The 18,973-nt window shown below is 58.9% G+C and carries 31 protein-coding genes; 28 read left to right on the plus strand and 3 right to left on the minus strand.

Annotation, left to right across the window (positions count from 1 at the left end; all coding sequences use genetic code 11):
* The first annotated feature begins 10 nt into the window (after nucleotides 1-10).
* The 27 genes from rplC (at nucleotide 11) to ATY80_RS07345 (ending at nucleotide 14,674) form a co-directional block, all read left to right on the plus strand.
* Complete coding sequence (gene rplC / locus ATY80_RS07215) at nucleotides 11-652, plus strand: 50S ribosomal protein L3 (protein ID WP_007531659.1); 642 nt, start codon at nucleotides 11-13, stop codon at nucleotides 650-652.
* A 13-nt stretch (nucleotides 653-665) separates the two neighbouring features.
* Nucleotides 666-1,286 carry a 50S ribosomal protein L4 gene (rplD, locus tag ATY80_RS07220; protein WP_007531661.1) on the plus strand — a complete coding sequence of 207 codons (621 nt, stop codon included), beginning with the start codon at nucleotides 666-668 and terminating at the stop codon, nucleotides 1,284-1,286.
* Nucleotides 1,283-1,576, plus strand: a complete 294-nt coding sequence (locus ATY80_RS07225; protein WP_007531663.1) for a 50S ribosomal protein L23 — start codon at nucleotides 1,283-1,285, stop codon at nucleotides 1,574-1,576. The genes rplD and ATY80_RS07225 overlap by 4 nt, the downstream gene beginning before the upstream one ends.
* An 11-nt stretch (nucleotides 1,577-1,587) precedes the next feature.
* Entirely contained in the window at nucleotides 1,588-2,424 is an 837-nt protein-coding gene (gene rplB / locus ATY80_RS07230; RefSeq protein WP_088691788.1) for a 50S ribosomal protein L2, read from the plus strand.
* A 15-nt stretch (nucleotides 2,425-2,439) separates the two neighbouring features.
* Nucleotides 2,440-2,718: a 30S ribosomal protein S19 gene (gene rpsS, locus ATY80_RS07235; RefSeq protein WP_007531666.1), complete on the plus strand. Its 279-nt coding sequence runs from the start codon at nucleotides 2,440-2,442 to the stop codon at nucleotides 2,716-2,718.
* Between the two features lie 2 nt (nucleotides 2,719-2,720).
* Nucleotides 2,721-3,110: a 50S ribosomal protein L22 gene (rplV, locus tag ATY80_RS07240; RefSeq protein ID WP_007531667.1), complete on the plus strand. Its 390-nt coding sequence runs from the start codon at nucleotides 2,721-2,723 to the stop codon at nucleotides 3,108-3,110.
* Nucleotides 3,110-3,829: a 30S ribosomal protein S3 gene (rpsC, locus tag ATY80_RS07245; protein ID WP_007531669.1), complete on the plus strand. Its 720-nt coding sequence runs from the start codon at nucleotides 3,110-3,112 to the stop codon at nucleotides 3,827-3,829. Before rplV ends, rpsC begins: the two co-directional genes overlap by 1 nt.
* Nucleotides 3,830-3,865: 36 nt before the next feature.
* A complete protein-coding gene (rplP, locus tag ATY80_RS07250; protein WP_003573792.1) occupies nucleotides 3,866-4,279 on the plus strand; it encodes a 50S ribosomal protein L16 in 414 nt (137 codons plus the stop codon).
* Nucleotides 4,280-4,291: 12 nt separating this feature from the next.
* The gene (gene rpmC, locus ATY80_RS07255; protein ID WP_007531673.1) at nucleotides 4,292-4,492 is read left to right on the plus strand and encodes a 50S ribosomal protein L29; all 201 of its coding nucleotides are present in this window, start codon (nucleotides 4,292-4,294) and stop codon (nucleotides 4,490-4,492) included.
* A gap of 12 nt (nucleotides 4,493-4,504) precedes the next feature.
* A complete protein-coding gene (gene rpsQ / locus ATY80_RS07260; RefSeq protein ID WP_007531674.1) occupies nucleotides 4,505-4,744 on the plus strand; it encodes a 30S ribosomal protein S17 in 240 nt (79 codons plus the stop codon).
* A 264-nt stretch (nucleotides 4,745-5,008) separates the two neighbouring features.
* Complete coding sequence (gene rplN, locus ATY80_RS07265) at nucleotides 5,009-5,377, plus strand: 50S ribosomal protein L14 (protein ID WP_007787738.1); 369 nt, start codon at nucleotides 5,009-5,011, stop codon at nucleotides 5,375-5,377.
* 12 nt (nucleotides 5,378-5,389) lie between these two features.
* Nucleotides 5,390-5,692, plus strand: coding sequence for a 50S ribosomal protein L24 (rplX, locus tag ATY80_RS07270; RefSeq protein ID WP_037127218.1), 303 nt, complete (start codon nucleotides 5,390-5,392; stop codon nucleotides 5,690-5,692).
* The gene (gene rplE / locus ATY80_RS07275; protein WP_088691789.1) at nucleotides 5,692-6,249 is read left to right on the plus strand and encodes a 50S ribosomal protein L5; all 558 of its coding nucleotides are present in this window, start codon (nucleotides 5,692-5,694) and stop codon (nucleotides 6,247-6,249) included. The genes rplX and rplE overlap by 1 nt, the downstream gene beginning before the upstream one ends.
* Nucleotides 6,250-6,281: 32 nt before the next feature.
* Nucleotides 6,282-6,587 (plus strand): 30S ribosomal protein S14, encoded by a 306-nt coding sequence (rpsN, locus tag ATY80_RS07280; protein ID WP_003573787.1) that lies wholly within the window; start codon nucleotides 6,282-6,284, stop codon nucleotides 6,585-6,587.
* Nucleotides 6,588-6,599: 12 nt separating this feature from the next.
* Nucleotides 6,600-6,998 (plus strand): 30S ribosomal protein S8, encoded by a 399-nt coding sequence (gene rpsH / locus ATY80_RS07285; RefSeq protein WP_004674934.1) that lies wholly within the window; start codon nucleotides 6,600-6,602, stop codon nucleotides 6,996-6,998.
* A 42-nt stretch (nucleotides 6,999-7,040) separates the two neighbouring features.
* On the plus strand, nucleotides 7,041-7,574 hold the full coding sequence (gene rplF / locus ATY80_RS07290; protein ID WP_088691790.1) for a 50S ribosomal protein L6: 534 nt from the start codon (nucleotides 7,041-7,043) through the stop codon (nucleotides 7,572-7,574).
* Nucleotides 7,575-7,586: 12 nt separating this feature from the next.
* Nucleotides 7,587-7,949, plus strand: coding sequence for a 50S ribosomal protein L18 (gene rplR / locus ATY80_RS07295; protein ID WP_018857106.1), 363 nt, complete (start codon nucleotides 7,587-7,589; stop codon nucleotides 7,947-7,949).
* 132 nt (nucleotides 7,950-8,081) lie between these two features.
* Nucleotides 8,082-8,651 carry a 30S ribosomal protein S5 gene (rpsE, locus tag ATY80_RS07300; RefSeq protein WP_007531680.1) on the plus strand — a complete coding sequence of 190 codons (570 nt, stop codon included), beginning with the start codon at nucleotides 8,082-8,084 and terminating at the stop codon, nucleotides 8,649-8,651.
* Between the two features lie 14 nt (nucleotides 8,652-8,665).
* Nucleotides 8,666-8,875 carry a 50S ribosomal protein L30 gene (gene rpmD, locus ATY80_RS07305; protein ID WP_088691791.1) on the plus strand — a complete coding sequence of 70 codons (210 nt, stop codon included), beginning with the start codon at nucleotides 8,666-8,668 and terminating at the stop codon, nucleotides 8,873-8,875.
* Between the two features lie 15 nt (nucleotides 8,876-8,890).
* Nucleotides 8,891-9,364 (plus strand): 50S ribosomal protein L15, encoded by a 474-nt coding sequence (gene rplO / locus ATY80_RS07310; protein ID WP_007531682.1) that lies wholly within the window; start codon nucleotides 8,891-8,893, stop codon nucleotides 9,362-9,364.
* A gap of 239 nt (nucleotides 9,365-9,603) precedes the next feature.
* Complete coding sequence (gene secY, locus ATY80_RS07315; RefSeq protein WP_088691792.1) at nucleotides 9,604-10,944, plus strand: preprotein translocase subunit SecY; 1,341 nt, start codon at nucleotides 9,604-9,606, stop codon at nucleotides 10,942-10,944.
* On the plus strand, nucleotides 10,941-11,591 hold the full coding sequence (locus ATY80_RS07320) for an adenylate kinase (protein WP_088691793.1): 651 nt from the start codon (nucleotides 10,941-10,943) through the stop codon (nucleotides 11,589-11,591). Before secY ends, ATY80_RS07320 begins: the two co-directional genes overlap by 4 nt.
* Before the next feature lie 223 nt (nucleotides 11,592-11,814).
* Complete coding sequence (gene rpsM, locus ATY80_RS07325; protein WP_007531685.1) at nucleotides 11,815-12,183, plus strand: 30S ribosomal protein S13; 369 nt, start codon at nucleotides 11,815-11,817, stop codon at nucleotides 12,181-12,183.
* A 134-nt stretch (nucleotides 12,184-12,317) separates the two neighbouring features.
* On the plus strand, nucleotides 12,318-12,707 hold the full coding sequence (gene rpsK / locus ATY80_RS07330; protein WP_003547577.1) for a 30S ribosomal protein S11: 390 nt from the start codon (nucleotides 12,318-12,320) through the stop codon (nucleotides 12,705-12,707).
* Between the two features lie 100 nt (nucleotides 12,708-12,807).
* The gene (locus ATY80_RS07335; protein WP_088691794.1) at nucleotides 12,808-13,818 is read left to right on the plus strand and encodes a DNA-directed RNA polymerase subunit alpha; all 1,011 of its coding nucleotides are present in this window, start codon (nucleotides 12,808-12,810) and stop codon (nucleotides 13,816-13,818) included.
* 45 nt (nucleotides 13,819-13,863) lie between these two features.
* Entirely contained in the window at nucleotides 13,864-14,289 is a 426-nt protein-coding gene (gene rplQ / locus ATY80_RS07340) for a 50S ribosomal protein L17 (RefSeq protein ID WP_007531696.1), read from the plus strand.
* Nucleotides 14,255-14,674, plus strand: coding sequence for a hypothetical protein (locus tag ATY80_RS07345; protein ID WP_088691795.1), 420 nt, complete (start codon nucleotides 14,255-14,257; stop codon nucleotides 14,672-14,674). Before rplQ ends, ATY80_RS07345 begins: the two co-directional genes overlap by 35 nt.
* A gap of 66 nt (nucleotides 14,675-14,740) precedes the next feature.
* Here the strand turns inward: ATY80_RS07345 and msrQ are convergent, their stop codons facing one another.
* Both msrQ and msrP read right to left on the minus strand, forming a co-directional pair.
* Nucleotides 14,741-15,412, minus strand: coding sequence for a protein-methionine-sulfoxide reductase heme-binding subunit MsrQ (gene msrQ, locus ATY80_RS07350; RefSeq protein WP_088691796.1), 672 nt, complete (start codon nucleotides 15,410-15,412; stop codon nucleotides 14,741-14,743).
* Complete coding sequence (gene msrP / locus ATY80_RS07355; RefSeq protein WP_088691797.1) at nucleotides 15,412-16,359, minus strand: protein-methionine-sulfoxide reductase catalytic subunit MsrP; 948 nt, start codon at nucleotides 16,357-16,359, stop codon at nucleotides 15,412-15,414. Before msrP ends, msrQ begins: the two co-directional genes overlap by 1 nt.
* A gap of 326 nt (nucleotides 16,360-16,685) precedes the next feature.
* On the opposite strand from msrP, the gene ilvD reads away from it, so the two are divergent.
* Nucleotides 16,686-18,524, plus strand: coding sequence for a dihydroxy-acid dehydratase (gene ilvD, locus ATY80_RS07360; RefSeq protein ID WP_088691798.1), 1,839 nt, complete (start codon nucleotides 16,686-16,688; stop codon nucleotides 18,522-18,524).
* Nucleotides 18,525-18,561: 37 nt separating this feature from the next.
* On the opposite strand, the gene ATY80_RS07365 is transcribed toward ilvD, so the two are convergent.
* Nucleotides 18,562-18,918, minus strand: a complete 357-nt coding sequence (locus ATY80_RS07365) for a hypothetical protein (RefSeq protein ID WP_088691799.1) — start codon at nucleotides 18,916-18,918, stop codon at nucleotides 18,562-18,564.
* Nucleotides 18,919-18,973: the final 55 nt, after the last annotated feature.

The following is an 18,973-nucleotide window of genomic DNA, read 5'->3' on the forward strand; positions in this document are numbered from 1 at the left end:
GATTGAACCGATGCGTTCAGGTGTGATTGCACAGAAGGTGGGCATGACCCGCGTCTACAACGACGCTGGCGAACATGTTCCGGTAACAGTACTGCGCATGGAAGGCTGCCAGGTTGTGGCCCAGCGCACAGTAGAAAAGAACGGCTACGCCGCAGTTCAGCTCGGTGCTGGCACGGCGAAGGTCAAGAATACGTCAAAGGCGATGCGCGGCAATTTTGCTGTCGCCAACGTCGAGCCGAAGGCTAAGCTCGCTGAATTCCGCGTGTCGGAAGACAACCTCCTCGAGGTTGGTACCGAGCTCAAGGCGGGTCACTTCGCAGCTGGTCAGCTCGTCGATGTGACGGGTACGACGATCGGTAAGGGCTTTGCGGGTGCTATGAAGCGCCACGGTTTCGGCGGTCTTCGCGCCACGCACGGTGTGTCTGTGTCGCACCGCTCGCATGGTTCGACGGGTTCGCGCCAGGATCCGGGCAAGGTTTTCAAGAACAAGAAGATGGCTGGTCACATGGGCCAGACGCGCGTAACGACTCAGAACCTTGAAGTGGTTTCGACCGACGAAGATCGTGGTCTGATCCTGATCAAGGGTGCAGTGCCCGGTTCCAAGGGTGCCTGGATCATCGTGCGCGACGCCGTCAAGTCGGCCGCGAAGTAAGGGAGCCAGACCAATGGAATTCAACGTCAAAACCCTCGAGGGAAAAGACGCAGGGAAGGTTTCTCTTTCTGACGCGATTTTCGGCCTTGAGCCCCGCGAAGACATTCTTGCCCGCGTGATCCGCTGGCAGCTTGCCAAGAAGCAGCAGGGCACGCACCAGGCAAAGGGCCGCGCGGACGTTTCGCGCACCGGCGCCAAGATGTACAAGCAGAAGGGTACGGGCCGCGCTCGTCACCATTCGGCTCGCGCTCCGCAGTTCCGCGGCGGTGGTAAGGCACACGGCCCGGTCGCTCGCAGCCACGAACACGACCTTCCCAAGAAGGTTCGTGCTCTCGGCCTGCGTCACGCCCTCTCGGCCAAGCTGAAGTCCGACGATGTCATCATCATCGACAGCCTGGTTGCTGCAGAAGCAAAGACCAAGGCACTGGCATCTGCTTTCGAGACGCTCGGCCTGACCAATGCGCTCTTCATCGGTGGCGCTGAACTTGATGGCAACTTCAAGCTCGCAGCTCAGAACATCCCGAACATCGATGTTCTGCCGATCCAGGGCATCAACGTTTACGACATCGTGCGCCGCGGCAAGCTCGTGCTTTCCAAGGCTGCCGTCGAAGCTCTAGAGGAGCGTTTCAAGTGACCGACCTTCGCCACTATGATGTGATCGTCTCGCCGGCGATTACCGAAAAGTCCACGCTGGTATCGGAAAACAACCAGGTTGTTTTCAATGTCGCCAAGAAGGCGTCGAAGCCGGAAATCAAGGCTGCAGTCGAGGCGCTGTTCGGCGTCAAGGTCACGGCCGTCAACACTCTGCTCCGCAAGGGCAAGACCAAGCGTTTCCGCGGTTTTGTCGGCAAGCAGCAGGACGTGAAGAAGGCAGTCGTAACGCTGGCTGAAGGCCAGACGATCGACGTCTCCACCGGTCTCTGAGGAATAAAAAGATGGCATTGAAAACATTCAATCCTACGACCCCGAGCCAGCGGCAGCTGGTCATCGTCGACCGCTCCGGCCTCTACAAGGGCAAGCCGGTCAAGGCGCTGACGGAAGGTCTGACCAAGAGCGGCGGTCGTAACAACCTCGGCCGCATCACAGCCCGCTTCATCGGCGGCGGTCACAAGCGCACGTACCGTCTGGTCGACTTCAAGCGTCGCAAGTTCGACGTTGAAGGCACTGTCGAGCGTATCGAATACGATCCGAACCGTACGGCTTTCATCGCGCTGGTGACCTATGCTGACGGCGAGAAGGCCTACATCCTCGCTCCGCAGCGTCTCGCTGCCGGCGACAAGGTCATCTCTTCGGAGAAGGCTGTCGACGTGAAGCCAGGCAACACCATGCCGCTGCAGTTCATCCCGGTCGGCTCCATCATCCACAACGTGGAAATGAAGCCGGGCAAGGGTGGCCAGATCGCACGTTCGGCTGGCGGTTACGCACAGCTCGTCGGCCGCGACCAGGGCATGGCGATCCTTCGCCTGAACTCCGGTGAACAGCGCCTTGTACACGGCACTTGCCTTGCTTCGATCGGTGCGGTTTCGAACCCGGATCACGCCAACATCAACGACGGCAAGGCCGGTCGTACCGTTTGGCGCGGCAAGCGTCCGCACAACCGCGGTGTTGTCATGAACCCAGTCGACCACCCGCACGGCGGTGGTGAAGGCCGTACCTCTGGTGGCCGTCACCCGGTTACTCCGTGGGGTAAACCGACCAAGGGCAAGCGCACCCGGTCGAACAAGTCGACCGACAAGATGATCATGCGCTCGCGTCATCAGCGTAAGAAGTAAGAGAGGAAGTCTCCAATGGCTCGTTCAGTATGGAAAGGTCCGTTCGTTGACGGCTATCTTCTCAAGAAGGCTGAGAAGGTTCGTGAAGGCGGACGTGCAGAAGTAATCAAGATCTGGAGCCGTCGCTCCACGATCCTGCCGCAGTTCGTCGGTCTCACCTTCGGCGTCTACAACGGCAGCAAGCATGTTCCGGTCAGCGTCAATGAAGACATGGTCGGTCATAAATTCGGTGAATTCTCTCCGACCCGGACCTACTACGGTCACGGTGCGGACAAGAAGGCAAAGAGGAAGTAACAATGGGCAAGGCAAAAGCCGAACGCCGGCTGAAGGACAACGAGGCGCAAGCAGTCGCCCGCACGCTCCGCGTCAGCCCACAGAAGCTCAACCTCGTTGCTGCGGCTATCCGCGGCAAGAAGGTCGATCGTGCACTCGCTGAGCTGGAATTCTCCCGCAAGCGCATCGCAGGCGCCGTCAAGAAGACGCTCGAATCTGCGATTGCAAACGCTGAGAACAACCACGATCTCGACGTTGACACGCTGGTCGTCGCAGAAGCCTACGTCGGCAAGTCGATCGTCATGAAGCGTTTCCACGCTCGTGGCCGTGGCCGTGCATCTCGCATTGAGAAGCCGTTCGCGCACCTCACGATCGTTGTCCGCGAAGTGCAGGCACAAGAGGAGGCCGCATAATGGGTCAGAAAATTAATCCAATCGGTTTCCGTCTTGGCATCAACCGTACCTGGGATAGCCGCTGGTTCGCGGACAATGCCGAGTACGGCCAGCTGCTGCACGAAGACCTGAAGATGCGCAAGTTCGTCATGAGCGAACTGAAGCAGGCCGGTATCGCCAAGGTGGTCATCGAGCGTCCGCACAAGAAGTGCCGCGTCACGATCCACTCGGCTCGTCCGGGCCTGATCATCGGCAAGAAGGGCGCAGACATCGACAAGCTCCGCAAGAAGCTGTCGGAGATGACGAATTCCGAAACGCACCTCAACATCGTTGAAGTTCGCAAGCCGGAAGTCGACGCTACGCTCGTTGCACAGTCGATCGCTCAGCAGCTCGAGCGTCGTGTTGCTTTCCGTCGCGCCATGAAGCGTGCCGTTCAGTCTGCAATGCGTCTTGGCGCCGAAGGCATCAAGATCACCTGCGCAGGCCGTCTCGGCGGTGCTGAAATCGCTCGTACGGAGTGGTACCGCGAAGGTCGCGTTCCGCTGCACACGCTGCGCGCTGACATCGACTACGGTACGGCTGAAGCGGAAACCGCTTTCGGCATCTGCGGCATCAAGGTTTGGATCTTCAAGGGCGAAATCCTTGAGCACGATCCGATGGCCTCCGAGCGCCGCGCACTCGAGGGTGACGCTCAGGGTCCGGCAAGCCGCGACCGCGATCGTCGCCGCGACAACGCTTAATAGCGTTGGTGGCAGATAAGTTCGGAGAATAAGAAAATGTTGCAGCCAAAGCGTACCAAGTACCGCAAGCAATTTAAGGGCCGCATCAAGGGCGTCGCCAAGGGTGGTTCTGACCTGGCCTTCGGCGAATTCGGCCTTAAGGCTCAAGAGCCGAACCGCGTCAATGCACGCGAGATCGAAGCGGCCCGCCGCGCGATCACGCGTTACATGAAGCGCGCCGGCCGTGTATGGATCCGCGTGTTCCCGGATGTTCCGGTAACAGCAAAGCCGACCGAAGTCCGTATGGGTAAGGGCAAGGGCTCTGTCGAATACTGGGCATGCAAGGTCAAGCCAGGCCGTATGATGTTCGAAATCGACGGCGTCAGCGAAGAAATCGCTCGTGAAGCGCTTCGCCTCGGCTCTGCCAAGCTCTCGGTCAAGACGCGCTTCGTTCAGCGCATTGCAGAGTAAGGAGCAAGGCACATGAAAGCCGAAGAAGTACGCGGCCTCACGGCCGACCAGCTTAAGGACAAGCTCGCCGACCTGAAGAAGGAGCAGTTCAACCTGCGCTTCCAGAAGGCTACCGGTCAGCTGGAAAAGTCCTCGCGCATCAACGAAGTCCGCAAGGACATTGCCCGCGTGAAAACCATTGCCCGCCAGAAGGCGGCAGAAGCAAAGGCGTAAAGGAAGAATAACATGCCGAAGCGCATTCTGCAGGGCGTTGTCGTTGGCGACAAGAACGAGAAGACTGTCGTAGTTCGCGTTGAGCGTCGTTTCGCTCACCCGCTGCTTCAGAAGACTGTTCGTCGGTCCAAGAAGTACAAGGCCCACGACGAAAACAACCAGTACAAGATCGGCGATGTCGTATCCATCGAGGAATGCGCGCCGATCTCGAAGGACAAGCGCTGGACGGTCGTTTCCGCCCAGGCAAAGTAAGAATTTCTCGCGAGGCCTTGCGTCTCGCGAAAATTTCTGTATGAAGCAGCGTCAGAACGCTCGAAAGACGGGCGTTCTTTTGCTTTGAGCGCACGGAAGGTCCCCTTGGGGAAACCACCCTGGCACGATTTTCCCGCGCTATTCAAGCTATTGCCGTATCTGTGCCTGTCTTCGAGATGGGTTCGGTCGGCTGACAGATTTTCATATGCCGGGAAAGGGGGCTCAAAGCCCAACCATTCCGGTAAAACAAAAAGGCGACCTGATATGATTCAGATGCAAACAAACCTCGATGTGGCGGATAATTCCGGCGCACGTCGTGTCATGTGCATCAAGGTGCTGGGCGGCTCGAAGCGCAAGTATGCCGGGATCGGCGACGTTATCGTCGTTTCGATCAAGGAAGCGATCCCGCGCGGCCGCGTGAAGAAGGGTGACGTGATGAAGGCGGTGGTTGTTCGCACCGCCAAGGAAATCCGTCGCGTTGATGGTTCCATCATCCGCTTCGACACCAATGCAGCAGTCCTCATCGACAACAAGAAAGAGCCGATCGGCACCCGTATCTTCGGACCGGTTCCGCGCGAACTTCGCGCCAAGAACCACATGAAGATCATCTCGCTGGCTCCCGAAGTACTGTAAGGAGCGCGAACGATGCAAAAGATTCGTAAGGGCGACAAGGTCGTCATGCTCGCAGGCAAGGACAAGGGCCGCACTGGCGAAGTCCTCCAGGTTCTGCCTAAGGAAGATCGTGCCGTTGTTCGTGGCATCAACGTCGTAAAGCGCCACCAGCGCCAGACGCAGAGCCAGGAAGCCGGCATCATCAGCAAGGAAGCCGCTGTTCACCTCTCTAACGTTGCAATCGTCGACAAGGACGGCAAGCCGACCCGCGTCGGTTTCAAGGTTGTTGACGGCAAGAAGGTCCGTGTGGCCAAGCGTTCCGGTGAGGTGATCTGATGGCTGACGCAAAGTACGAGCCGCGGCTCAAGAAGGAATATGTCGAGCGCATTCGTGCGGCGATGCAGGAGAAGTTCTCCTACGCCAACGAAATGATGATCCCGAAGCTCGACAAGATCGTAATCAACATGGGTGTTGGTGAAGCGACGGCTGATTCGAAGAAGCCGACTGTTGCTGCAGCCGACTTGGCCGCTATCGCTGGTCAGAAGCCGGTCATCACCCGTGCCCGCAACTCTATCGCTGGCTTCAAGGTCCGCGAAAACATGCCGATCGGCGCGAAGGTCACCCTGCGCGGCGCTCGCATGTACGAGTTCCTGGACCGTCTCGTGAATATCGCGCTTCCGCGCGTTCGCGACTTCCGCGGCCTAAACCCGAAGAGCTTTGACGGCCGTGGCAACTTCGCCATGGGCATCAAGGAGCACATTGTGTTCCCTGAGATCAACTACGACAAGGTTGATCAGATGTGGGGCATGGACATCATCGTTTGCACGACGGCAACGAAGGACGACGAAGCACGGGCTCTGCTGACAGAGTTCAACTTCCCGTTCCGTCAGTAACCGTAACGACGAGCGTAGAAAAGGAACCGCACATGGCGAAGACAAGCGCAGTTGAAAAGAACAAGCGCCGCCGTACTACGGTCGCTAACCAGGCTGCCAAGCGCGCAGCTCTGAAGGCGATCATCATGAACCAGGCTCTTCCGATCGAAGAGCGGTTCAAGGCATCGATCAAGCTGGCATCCCTGCCGCGCGATGGATCCAAGACCCGCATTCGCAACCGTTGCGAAGTATCGGGCCGTCCGCGCGCATACTACCGCAAACTGCGCATGTCGCGTATCGCGCTGCGTGAACTCGGCAATCTCGGCAAGGTGCCGGGCATCGTCAAGTCGAGCTGGTAAGGAGCAGGTTAGATGACAATGACTGATCCGTTGGGCGATATGCTCACTCGCATCCGCAACGGCGCTTCTCGCCGCAAGTCGTCGGTTTCGACGCCTGCTTCGAAGCTCCGTGCACGTGTTCTCGATGTTCTGCAGTCTGAAGGCTACATCCGTGGCTATTCCGTTGTCGATTTCGGCAATGGCAAGTCTGAGCTCAACATCGAACTCAAGTACTACGAAGGCGCATCGGTGATCCGTGAGATCGGCCGTGTGTCCAAGCCGGGCCGCCGGGTTTATGTCTCGGTCAAGTCCATTCCGCAGGTCGCGAACGGCCTCGGCATCACCATCCTTTCGACCCCGAAGGGCGTGATGGCCGATCACCAGGCTCGCGAACAGAACGTTGGTGGCGAGGTTCTTTGCTCAGTCTTCTAAGACAGGGCAGGGATCTCCATAGCGAACAGACAGGATTGAAAAATGTCTCGTATCGGTAAAAAGCCCGTTCAGGTGCCTGCTGGGATCACGGCTACGGTCGATGGCCAGAAGGTTACCGCTAAGGGCCCGAAGGGTGAGCTGTTCTTCGTCGCAAACGACGAAGTCGGTGTGAAGCTCGAAAATAATGCGGTCGTCGTGACGCCGCTCAGCCAGACGAAGGATGCTCGTGCAAAGTGGGGCATGTCCCGCACGATGATCGAGAACATCTTCAAGGGCGTTAAGGACGGCTTTGAGCGCAAGCTCGAAATCAACGGCGTTGGTTACCGTGCGTCGCTTCAGGGCAAGAACCTGCAGCTGGCACTCGGCTTCAGCCATGACGTTGTTTATGAGCCGCCGCAGGGCATCACGATCGCTGTGCCGAAGCCGACGGAAATCGTCGTCACCGGCATCAACAAGCAGCAGGTCGGCCAGGTTGCCGCTGAAATCCGCGAATACCGCGGTCCTGAGCCTTACAAGGGCAAGGGCGTCAAGTATGCCGAAGAGCGGATCGTCCGCAAAGAAGGCAAGAAGAAGTAAGGATCACGCGAAATGGCTAGCAGGAAAGAAGCACTTGCACGTCGCGCCAACCGCGTGCGTCGTCACCTCAAGTCGGTGGCCAACGGCCGTCCGCGCCTGTCGGTTCATCGCTCGTCGAAGAACATCTATGCCCAGGTCATTGACGATGTCGCTGGTAAGACGCTTGCGTCTGCCTCGACCCTCGACAAGGATCTGCGCGGTTCTCTGAAGACCGGTGCTGACACGGCAGCAGCTGCCCTCGTAGGCAAGCTTGTTGCTGAGCGCGCCTCGAAGGCAGGCGTCAAGGACGTCGTATTCGACCGTGGCGCCTTCATCTACCATGGCCGCATCAAGGCCCTGGCAGAAGCAGCCCGCGAAGGCGGCCTGTCCTTCTAATAAAGTTTCCGGCCGGCGGCTCTAAAGGCACCGGCCGGATCTCACCGGACCGCAGGCGTCCCGAAAAAGGGAGGCCGATGCGGTCCTCGTTTGTTTGCCGATTGCACCCGGAAAAGAAAAAGGAAGAGGACAATGGCACAGGAAAGAAGGCCGCAGCGGGAAGACCGCCAGGCCCGTGAAGAGCGCGATAGCGAATTCGTCGACAAGCTGGTTGCGATTAACCGCGTTGCTAAGGTTGTTAAGGGTGGCCGCCGTTTCGGTTTCGCCGCTCTCGTCGTCGTTGGTGACCAGAAGGGCCGCGTTGGCTTCGGTCACGGCAAGGCACGCGAAGTGCCGGAAGCAATCCGCAAGGCGACTGAAGCTGCCAAGCGCGAACTGATCTTCGTACCGCTGCGTGACGGCCGTACGCTGCATCACGACGTTCATGGCCGCCATGGCGCCGGCAAGGTTTTGCTTCGTTCGGCCAAGGTCGGTACCGGTATCATCGCCGGTGGTCCGATGCGCGCCGTTTTCGAAACGCTCGGCGTTCACGACGTTGTCGCCAAGTCGACCGGTTCCTCGAACCCATACAACATGGTTCGCGCTACCTTCGACGCTCTGAAGCACCAGGTTCACCCGAAGGACATCGCAGCTCAGCGCGGCATCAAGTATGCAACGCTCCAGGCTCGCCGTGCCGCTTCTGGCAATGCCTCTGAAGAATAAGAGGAGTCTGACAGATGGCTAAGGCTACCAAGAAGACTGAAGCGAAGACGATTACTGTCGAACAGATCGGCAGCCCGATTCGCCGTCCGGACGTCCAGCAGCGCACGCTGATCGGCCTCGGACTCAACAAGATGCACCGTCGCCGCACACTGGAAGACACCCCTTCCGTTCGTGGCATGATCCGTGCTGTCCAGCATCTCGTTCGCGTCGTCGACGAGAAGTAAGCCGGGAGATTCGCTATGAAACTCAATGAAATCAAAGACAACGAAGGTTCGACCCATAGCCGCAAGCGCCTCGGCCGCGGTATTGGTTCGGGCTCGGGCAAGACCGGTGGTCGCGGTGTGAAGGGTCAGAAGTCCCGTTCCGGCGTCGCTATCAACGGTTTCGAAGGCGGCCAGATGCCAATCTACCGTCGTCTGCCGAAGCGCGGCTTCAACAACATCTTCAAGGCCGACTTCGTTGTCGTGTCGCTTGAGCGTGTTCAGGCTGCGATCGACGCTGGCAAGCTCGACGCCAAGTCCACGGTTGATGCAGCTGCTCTCAAGGCTGCCGGCGTTATCCGCCGCGTCAAGGACGGTGTACGCGTTCTCGCCGACGGCGAGCTGAAGGCAAAGGTCAAGTTCGAAGTTGCTGGCGCTTCCAAGCCGGCGATCGAAAAGATCGAAAAGGCTGGCGGTTCCGTCACGCTTCTTTCTGCCGCAGCTGCAGAATAATTAATCTTATGATAAGTCGCCCGGGGTGCTTCACACCGGGCGATTTTGCTCCCATATGTGAGCCTCACAAAAACCGGCTGGACGCACGTGCGTCATAAACGGTAGGAACGAACACAAGGGTGAGGCATAGGTTGCTCCCGCAATCCGTCCGAAGCCCGCTTTTGAATAATTCAGAATGCTGATTCCGGGTCCTGCACCTCGCTTGGCTTGTGCCCGAAATTGGTAGCGCGGAGAATCGCATGGCGTCTGCAGCGGAACAGTTGGCTTCCAACCTCAATTTCTCGACCTTCGCCAAAGCCGAGGATCTCAAGAAGCGCCTGTGGTTCACACTGGCAGCTCTCCTCGTGTACCGGCTCGGTACCCACATTCCGCTCCCAGGCCTTAATCCAGAAGCTTATGCGCAGGCCTTCCGCGGCCAGGCAGGTGGCATTCTCGGCCTCTTCAACATGTTCTCGGGCGGCGCCGTCCAGCGCATGGCAATCTTTGCGCTCGGCATCATGCCTTACATTTCCGCTTCGATCATCGTGCAGCTGATGACCTCGGTCGTCCCGGCGCTCGAGAACCTGAAGAAGGAAGGCGAGCAGGGCCGCAAGATCATCAACCAGTACACGCGCTATGGCACGGTGCTACTCGGTGCGCTTCAGGCCTACGGCATTTCCGTCGGTCTTGAGAGCGGCAACGGCCTTGTTGTCGATCCCGGCATATTCTTCCGTATTTCGACGGTCGTCACCTTGCTCGGCGGCACAATGTTCCTGATGTGGCTCGGCGAGCAGATCACCTCGCGGGGTATTGGCAACGGTATTTCGCTGATCATCTTCGCGGGTATCGCCGCCGGCCTTCCGCAGGCGCTCGCCGGCACGCTTGAACTCGGTCGTACGGGCGCTCTGTCGACGACGCTGATTCTCGCGGTTATCGTCATCGCCATCGCTGTCATCGCCATCATCGTTTTCGTTGAGCGTGCGCAGCGTCGCCTGCTGATCCAGTATCCGAAGCGTCAGGTCGGCAATCGGATGTTCCAGGGCGATACCTCGCATCTACCGCTGAAGCTCAATACCTCGGGCGTTATCCCTGCGATTTTCTCATCCTCGCTTCTGCTGCTGCCAGCGACGCTCGCGGGCTTCGCGAACACGACAGCGTTGCCGGCATGGGCGACCTCTGTTATTGCAGCCCTTGGCCATGGCCAGCCGCTCTACATGCTGCTGTACGGCCTGCTGATTGCCTTCTTCGCCTTCTTCTACACGGCGATCGTCTTCAATCCGAAGGACACAGCCGACAATCTGAAGAAGCATGGCGGCTTTATTCCGGGCATCCGTCCGGGCGAGCGGACCGCCGAATATATCGATTACGTGTTGACCCGCATTACGGTGATCGGCGCGATCTACCTCGTCTTCGTGTGCATCCTGCCGGAAATTCTTGTGTCGCAAACGGGCATTCCGTTGTCCCTGGGTGGCACTTCTCTCTTGATCGTGGTTAGCGTAACTCTCGATACGGTGGCGCAGATTCAGGGTCATCTGATCGCACAGCAGTACGAAGGCCTGATCAAGAAATCGAAGTTGCGCGGAGGAAAGAGGGGGCGATGAGACTCATACTGTTAGGGCCGCCGGGCGCGGGTAAGGGGACCCAGGCTCAGCGGATCGTGGAGAAGTACGGAATTCCGCAACTCTCCACGGGTGACATGCTCCGTGCTGCTGTTGCGGCTGGCACGGAGGTAGGCAAGCGGGCAAAGGCCGTCATGGACGCCGGCAAGCTTGTCTCCGATGAGATCGTCAATGCCATCGTCTCCGAGCGTCTGGATGCTCCAGATTGCGCCAAGGGTTTCATTCTCGACGGTTTCCCACGCACGCTGGTTCAGGCCGACGCCACGGAAGCCATGCTGAAGAGCAAGGGCCTGGAACTCTCGACCGTGATCGAGATCCAGGTTGACGACAAGGTTCTCGCGGACCGCGTTTCCGGTCGCTACACCTGCGCGAACTGCGGCGCGGGCTACCACGACACGAACGTCAAGCCGAAGGAGGAAGGTGTCTGTGACCGTTGCGGCTCGACTCACTTCAAGCGTCGGCCCGACGACAATCGCGAAACAGTCGTTACGCGCCTGCAGGCCTACTACAAGGAAACGTCTCCGTTGATCGGCTACTACTATGCCAAGGGCAAGCTGAAGTCGGTGGACGGCATGGCTGAGATCGATCACGTCACCGGCGAGATCGATAAGATACTTTCGAAGCTTTAGTCTTTGAAAATAAACTTGGCGGAAGCGGTTGCTTTTAAGCGCTGATTCCGCTAAACACCGCGCCAACTCGCGATATCTCATGCGATCGGCGCGGACTTCCCAAGGGAATTCCGGGTTCGATCGTTTTGACTTGTTGAGAACCTGAATTGTAATTGCGACCTCTCTGGGTCGTGTAACGAGACACCACTTGCCGGATGGCAACTGGAACGCAAGGAGAATAGGCGTGGCACGTATCGCTGGCGTCAACATCCCGACTGCAAAGCGCGTTGTAATCGCGCTGACGTATATCCACGGGATCGGTCCAAAATTCGCGCAGGAAATCATGGAAAAGGTTGGCCTGCCGGCCGACAAGCGCGTCCATCAGCTGACGGACTCCGAGGTTCTGCAGATCCGCGAAACCATCGACCGTGACTATCAGGTCGAAGGTGATCTGCGTCGCGAAACCTCGATGAACATCAAGCGTCTGATGGACCTCGGCTGCTACCGCGGCCTGCGTCACCGCCGTGGCCTTCCGGTTCGCGGTCAGCGCACGCACACCAATGCTCGTACCCGCAAGGGCCCGGCAAAGGCCATCGCTGGTAAGAAGAAGTAATTTCCGGGAAACCGGAGGTGAGGGGGCTGGCGGTCTGCGCCGGCCTCTTTTGAGTTTGGGGCAGGGCCGTAAGGTCTCGTTCCGGTGTAGCCGCTGGCATTACGGCGGTGCAGAGATCCAAGAAAGGGATTTAAATGGCCAAGGAAGCCGTCCGCGTTCGTCGTCGCGAACGTAAGAACATTTCGTCGGGTGTTGCCCACGTCAATTCGACCTTCAACAACACGATGATCACCATCACCGACGCTCAGGGCAACGCGATTGCCTGGTCGTCTGCTGGCGCGAAGGGCTTCAAGGGCTCGCGCAAGTCGACCCCCTTCGCTGCTCAGATCGCTGCTGAAGACTGCGCCAAGAAGGCCCAGGAACATGGCATGAAGTCGCTGGAAGTCGAAGTTTGCGGTCCAGGTTCGGGTCGCGAATCCGCTCTGCGCGCCCTCCAGGCTGCTGGTTTCATGATCACGTCCATCCGCGACGTGACGCCGATCCCGCACAATGGTTGCCGCCCGCGCAAGAAGCGCCGCGTCTGATCATCGCCATTCACAACACCGGTGGGCGGATCTTCGCTCCCGGTGCTTCTCAAGCTCGGTTGTCACGATTGGATGGTGGCAACGAACGGAAGGCAAAAATATGATTCAGAAAAACTGGCAGGAATTGATCAAGCCGAACAAGGTCGAGTTCTCTTCGAGCTCGCGCACCAAGGCGACGCTCGTAGCAGAGCCGCTGGAGCGCGGTTTCGGCCTCACCCTCGGCAACGCGCTGCGCCGCGTTCTATTGTCCTCGCTGCGCGGTGCCGCAGTGACGGCCGTGCAGATCGATGGTGTGCTGCATGAATTCTCGTCGATCCCGGGCGTCCGCGAAGACGTCACGGACATCGTCCTCAACATCAAGGAAATCGCCATCAAGATGGATGGCGATGACGCAAAGCGCATGGTCGTGCGCAAGCAGGGCCCGGGCGTTGTAACGGCTGGCGACATCCAGACGGTCGGTGATATCGAAATCCTCAACCCCGACCATGTCATCTGCACGCTCGACGAGGGCGCCGAAATCCGTATGGAATTCACCGTCAACAACGGCAAGGGCTATGTTCCGGCCGATCGCAATCGTGCGGAAGATGCTCCGATTGGTCTCATCCCGGTCGACAGCCTTTATTCGCCGGTCAAGAAGGTGTCCTACAAGGTGGAAAACACCCGCGAAGGACAGGTTCTCGACTACGACAAGCTGAACATGACGATCGAGACCGATGGTTCGATCTCCGGCGAAGATGCCGTCGCTTTCGCGGCTCGCATCCTCCAGGATCAGCTTGGCGTGTTCGTCAACTTCGACGAGCCGCAGAAGGAAACCGAAGAGGAAGCGGTTACCGAACTCGCTTTCAACCCGGCGCTCCTCAAGAAGGTGGACGAACTCGAACTGTCTGTTCGCTCGGCAAACTGCTTGAAGAACGACAACATCGTCTACATCGGCGACCTCATTCAGAAGACCGAAGCAGAAATGCTCCGCACACCGAATTTTGGTCGCAAGTCGCTGAACGAAATCAAGGAAGTTCTCGCTTCCATGGGCCTGCACCTCGGTATGGAAGTGCCGGCATGGCCGCCTGAGAACATCGAAGATCTCGCCAAGCGTTACGAAGACCAGTACTAACCATCAAACGGCGGGCAAGATGCCTGCATGTGAAGGAGAATAGCCATGCGCCACGGTAAAGCCGGCCGCAAGCTGAATAGAACCGCTAGCCACCGCAAGGCAATGTTTGCCAACATGGCGGCTTCGCTCATTACCCATGAGCAGATCGTGACCACCCTGCCGAAGGCAAAGGAAATCCGTCCGATCGTTGAAAAGCTCGTAACGCTCGGCAAGCGCGGCGACCTGCACGCTCGTCGTCAGGCGATCTCGCAGATCCGCGACGCTGCTGTTGTTTCGAAGCTGTTCGACACGATCGCTTCGCGCTACGCAACCCGCAACGGCGGCTACCTGCGTATCATGAAGGCAGGCTTCCGCCAGGGCGACAACGCTGCTCTCGCAGTCATCGAATTCGTTGACCGCGACACCTATGCGAAGGGCGCAGCCGACAAGGCTCGCGTTGAAGCCGAAGCTGCTGCAGCTGAAGCCGCTTAATCCTTTCCGGCTCGCCGGAAGCAAAACAGCCGGGCTGCAAAGCCCGGCTGTTTTCGTTTTAGGGATCAGCCTTTGGCTCGCCACGCTTCGGCCGTTCGCGTCGCTTGTTGAAATGGATCAGACGGGCAGGTGGCGGCTCCCCGATGACAACGATATCACCGACACTTCGCAGCGCTGCTCTGAAGCGTGCGGTGTTCCGTCTCCCCCATACGCCAAGGAAATACTGCCCGGTGCCTTCCTGCTTGAAGACGGTCGCTCGCCCGAACGCCCTACTGAGCCCGCCTTCGCCGACAAGGCCATCACCGCCATAGACGGAAACGACCTCCCTAGCGGTGCTGCTGCAGCGAAGGTGTCGCCTAACGCTGAAAAATTCGGGTCGCGGTAGAGATAGACTGGGCAGGGTGTTTCCATCGGCACACGGTGGCGGATTTTGCTATCGATGACAATTCGGTCAGCCGGGAACCCGCTGGCGAATGGCCGTTTGTTGTCCCTGTCTTCCGCAACCATTCTTGGCCTTCCTGCTGCGCGCGATAGGTCGGTAGGACCGGTAGAGGATCAGGAGGATCAGCAGACTGATATAGACGGATTGCTCGAGGCCAAGGACCTTCGTCGATAGCGCAAAGTGTACGGCGCCAGCAGCAGCGACGATATAGACGAGGCGGTGCAGCCGCACCCAATTCGGTCCGAGCCGCCGGATCGAGAGGTTGTTCGAGGTGAGAGCAAGCGGTACCAGTAGAGCTAGGCCGGCCATACCGAACATGATGAAGGGCCGCTTCAGCACGTCGCTTACGACCATCGAAATGTCGAGCGCCTGGTCCAGCACCATGTAGACCGTGAAGTGCATCAGGGCATAGTAGAAGGTCAGGAGCCCTAGCGCTCGGCGATAACGAAGATAGTTCCAGCCGAGAAGGTCCCGGGCAGGGGAGACGGCCAGCGTCAGGATGAGGAAGCGGATCGTCCAGAGGCCGAGGAACAACTCGAAGGTCTTTACCGGGTCGGCGCCGAGCTGATCCGTGGCGCCGAGATAAAAGGTCCAAGCAGCGGGCAGCAGCCCCACGGTATAGAGAGCCCAGATGGAGGCCGACTGCCAGCGCTTCGGGAGACTGAACGAGAGGGCCGCCATCAGAAGTTCTTCCGGAGATCCATGCCGCTGTAGAGGCCTGCCACCTCGTCGGCATAGCCGTTGAACGGCAGAGTGGGATGGCGGCTGGCGCCAAAGAAGCCGCTTTCGCCGATACGCCGCTCCGTCGCCTGGCTCCAGCGTGGGTGATCGACCTCCGGATTGACGTTAGCGTAGAACCCGTATTCCTGCGGATTGGTCACTTGCCAGGTGTTTTTCGGTTCCTTGTCAGTCAGCGTGATCCGAACGATCGACTTGATACCCTTGAAGCCATATTTCCACGGTACGGCCAGTCGGATCGGCGCACCATTCTGGTTCGGCAGAGTTTCGCCATAGAGGCCAACGGCAAGCAGCGTTAATGGGTGGCGCGCCTCATCGAGCCGAAGGCCTTCGACATAAGGCCAGTCGAGTGATTGGAAGATGCCCTTCTGGCCAGGCATCTGGTCTGGCCGCACGACCGTTTCAAAGGCAACGTACTTGGCGCTGCCAAGCGGCTCCACCTTGTTGAGGAGAGAGGCAAGCGGAAAACCATCCCACGGAATGACCATCGACCACGCCTCGACACAGCGCATGCGGTAGGTGCGGCTCTCGATCGGGAATTCCTTCATCAGCGCTTCGACATCGAACGTGCCGGGCTTGTTGACCATGCCGTCGACCTTGATCGTCCAGGGCAGCGGCTTGAAGTCGCCGGAGAGCGCGGCGGGGTCGCCCTTGTCCAGGCCGAATTCGTAGAAATTGTTGTAGGTCGTCACGTCCTTCAACGGCGTGGCCTTCTCGCCGACCGTGTATTTGCTGTCGATGACCGACAGTGCGGCGGCGCTGGCCTTGCTGGCTCCGTAGAGCGCCATGGCGCCCAGTGTCGCGACCCCGAGGAACTCGCGACGCCTGAGATAGAGCTGCTGCGGCGTGATCTCTGAAGATGCGATCTTGGGTGGACGATAGGCTGGCATCGGAAACCTCCTGAGCATCAGAGCTCGGTATAAACCTTCAACGCATCAAACACGTCTTTGGATCATTGTTTATGCCCACCGGCATGGCTGCGGAAAGCCAACTTTTTGTGTACGGTGTTTGATGGAATAGTCTGTAACAAAAACACTGCTGCGACCGTATATGGTCGACGCACCCAAGAGCCCAGGCGTACCGGTTTCGGCTTTCGCGGTAGTGACAGCCCACAGCGTTTGGATTAGGACAATTCCAAAAAACAGCGATAGCCCGGTCGCTTAGATCATTGCGCCCCCGCATCGCCGACAATTTCCGACACGCAAGGAATACACCAATGCCATCCTATCGTTCGAGAACCACGACTCACGGCCGCAATATGGCGGGTGCGCGCGGCCTTTGGCGCGCAACGGGCATGAAGGACTCGGATTTCGGCAAGCCGATTATTGCGGTGGTGAACTCCTTCACCCAGTTCGTGCCCGGTCACGTCCACCTCAAGGACCTCGGCCAGCTCGTTGCCCGCGAAATCGAAGCCGCCGGCGGCGTTGCCAAGGAATTCAATACGATCGCGGTCGACGACGGTATCGCCATGGGCCATGACGGTATGCTCTATTCGCTGCCCTCGCGCGAATTGATTGCCGACAGCGTCGAATACATGGTCAACGCTCACTGTGCCGACGCCATGGTCTGTATTTCCAACTGCGACAAGATCACTCCCGGTATGCTGATGGCGTCGCTCCGCCTCAACATTCCGACGATCTTCGTTTCCGGCGGCCCCATGGAAGCCGGAAAGGTGGTCCTGCACGGCAAGACACACGCGCTCGATCTCGTCGACGCGATGGTTGCCGCCGCCGACGACAAGATCAGCGACGAGGACGTCAAGGTCATCGAACGGTCCGCCTGTCCGACCTGCGGTTCGTGCTCGGGCATGTTCACCGCCAACTCCATGAACTGCCTGACGGAGGCGCTTGGTCTGTCGCTGCCTGGCAACGGCTCGACGCTCGCAACGCATGCCGACCGCAAGCGCCTGTTCGTCGAGGCTGGCCACCTGATCGTCGATCTCGCCCGTCGCTACTACGAACAGGACGACGTCAAGGCTCTACCCCGCACGATTGCCTCCAAGCAGGCATTCGAGAACGCCATGGCTCTCGATATCGCCATGGGTGGCTCGACGAACACCGTTCTGCATATCCTTGCAGCGGCGCATGAAGGCGAGGTCGATTTCACAATGGCCGACATCGACGCGCTGTCGCGTCGCGTTCCCTGCCTCTCCAAGGTCGCGCCGGCAAAGAACGACGTCCACATGGAAGACGTTCACCGGGCGGGCGGCATCATGTCGATCCTGGGCGAACTGGACAAGGGCGGTTTGCTCAACCGGGAATGCCCGACGGTCCATGCCGAAACCCTCGGCGACGCAATCGACCGTTGGGACATCACCCGCACCAACAGCGAGACCGTCCGCAATTTCTACCGGGCGGCTCCCGGCGGCATCCCGACCCAGGTTGCCTTCAGCCAGGAAGCGCGTTGGGACGAACTCGACACGGACCGCGAAAAGGGCGTTATCCGCTCGGTGGAGCACCCCTTCTCGAAAGATGGCGGTCTTGCTGTCCTCAAGGGCAATCTCGCGCTCGATGGCTGTATCGTGAAGACGGCAGGCGTCGATGAATCCATCCTGAAGTTCTCCGGTCCGGCCAAGGTTTATGAAAGCCAGGACGCGGCAGTGAAGGCCATCCTCTCGAACCAGGTTGTTGCCGGCGATGTTGTCGTCATTCGCTACGAAGGCCCGAAGGGCGGGCCCGGCATGCAGGAAATGCTCTATCCGACGAGCTACCTGAAGTCGAAGGGCCTCGGCAAAGCCTGCGCGCTGATCACGGACGGTCGCTTCTCCGGCGGCACCTCCGGCCTCTCCATCGGTCACGTTTCACCGGAAGCGGCAAACGGCGGCACGATCGGCCTGGTCCGTGAGGGCGACATGATCGACATCGACATCCCGAACCGCGTCATCAGCCTGCGCGTCGACGACAAGGAACTGGCAAACCGTCGCGCCGAGCAAGAGGAGAAGGGCTGGCATCCGTCCGAGCAACGCAAGCGCAATGTCACGACCGCGTTGAAGGCTTACGCCGCCTTCGCAACCAGCGCCGACCGCGGCGCCGTCCGGGATCTCGGCAACCGCTAAGTCTCAGATCAAAAACGAATGTGAAATGGACCGGTCGCTAAAGCGGCCGGTTTATTTTTTTGTAGGTTTCATCCAGCTGTTTCAAGCGCTCGTCATAGGCGGCCTTGATGCAGGCGGCATCTGAGCCGCATTCCTGGCGCTTCTTGAGCCAAGCCGTTTGTTCGTCTTGCAAGGTGCCGCGCGAACCCATCGCCATCAGCCCGGACAGCAGGTCGAACGTCGTTACCATCTTCACATCGGCATCGTTCAGCGCGCGGTTCTCGCAGATCACCTTTTCGTCCGGCTTCAACTCTTTGGCCTCGCAGTCGAAGCTGGCAGAATGGGAAGCGCCTGTCAGGCCTACAAAAAGGATAGATGTCGCGAAAATGCGAAGCGTGCGGCGGAAACGTCTCATGCGTGAGTTCCTGTTCGATTGGCGGTGGGTGCCCTTCGGTAGATGATGCACGCCA

The sequence above is a fragment of the Rhizobium sp. R711 genome (assembly GCF_002211365.1).
Classification (GTDB): Bacteria; Pseudomonadota; Alphaproteobacteria; order Rhizobiales; family Rhizobiaceae; genus Rhizobium.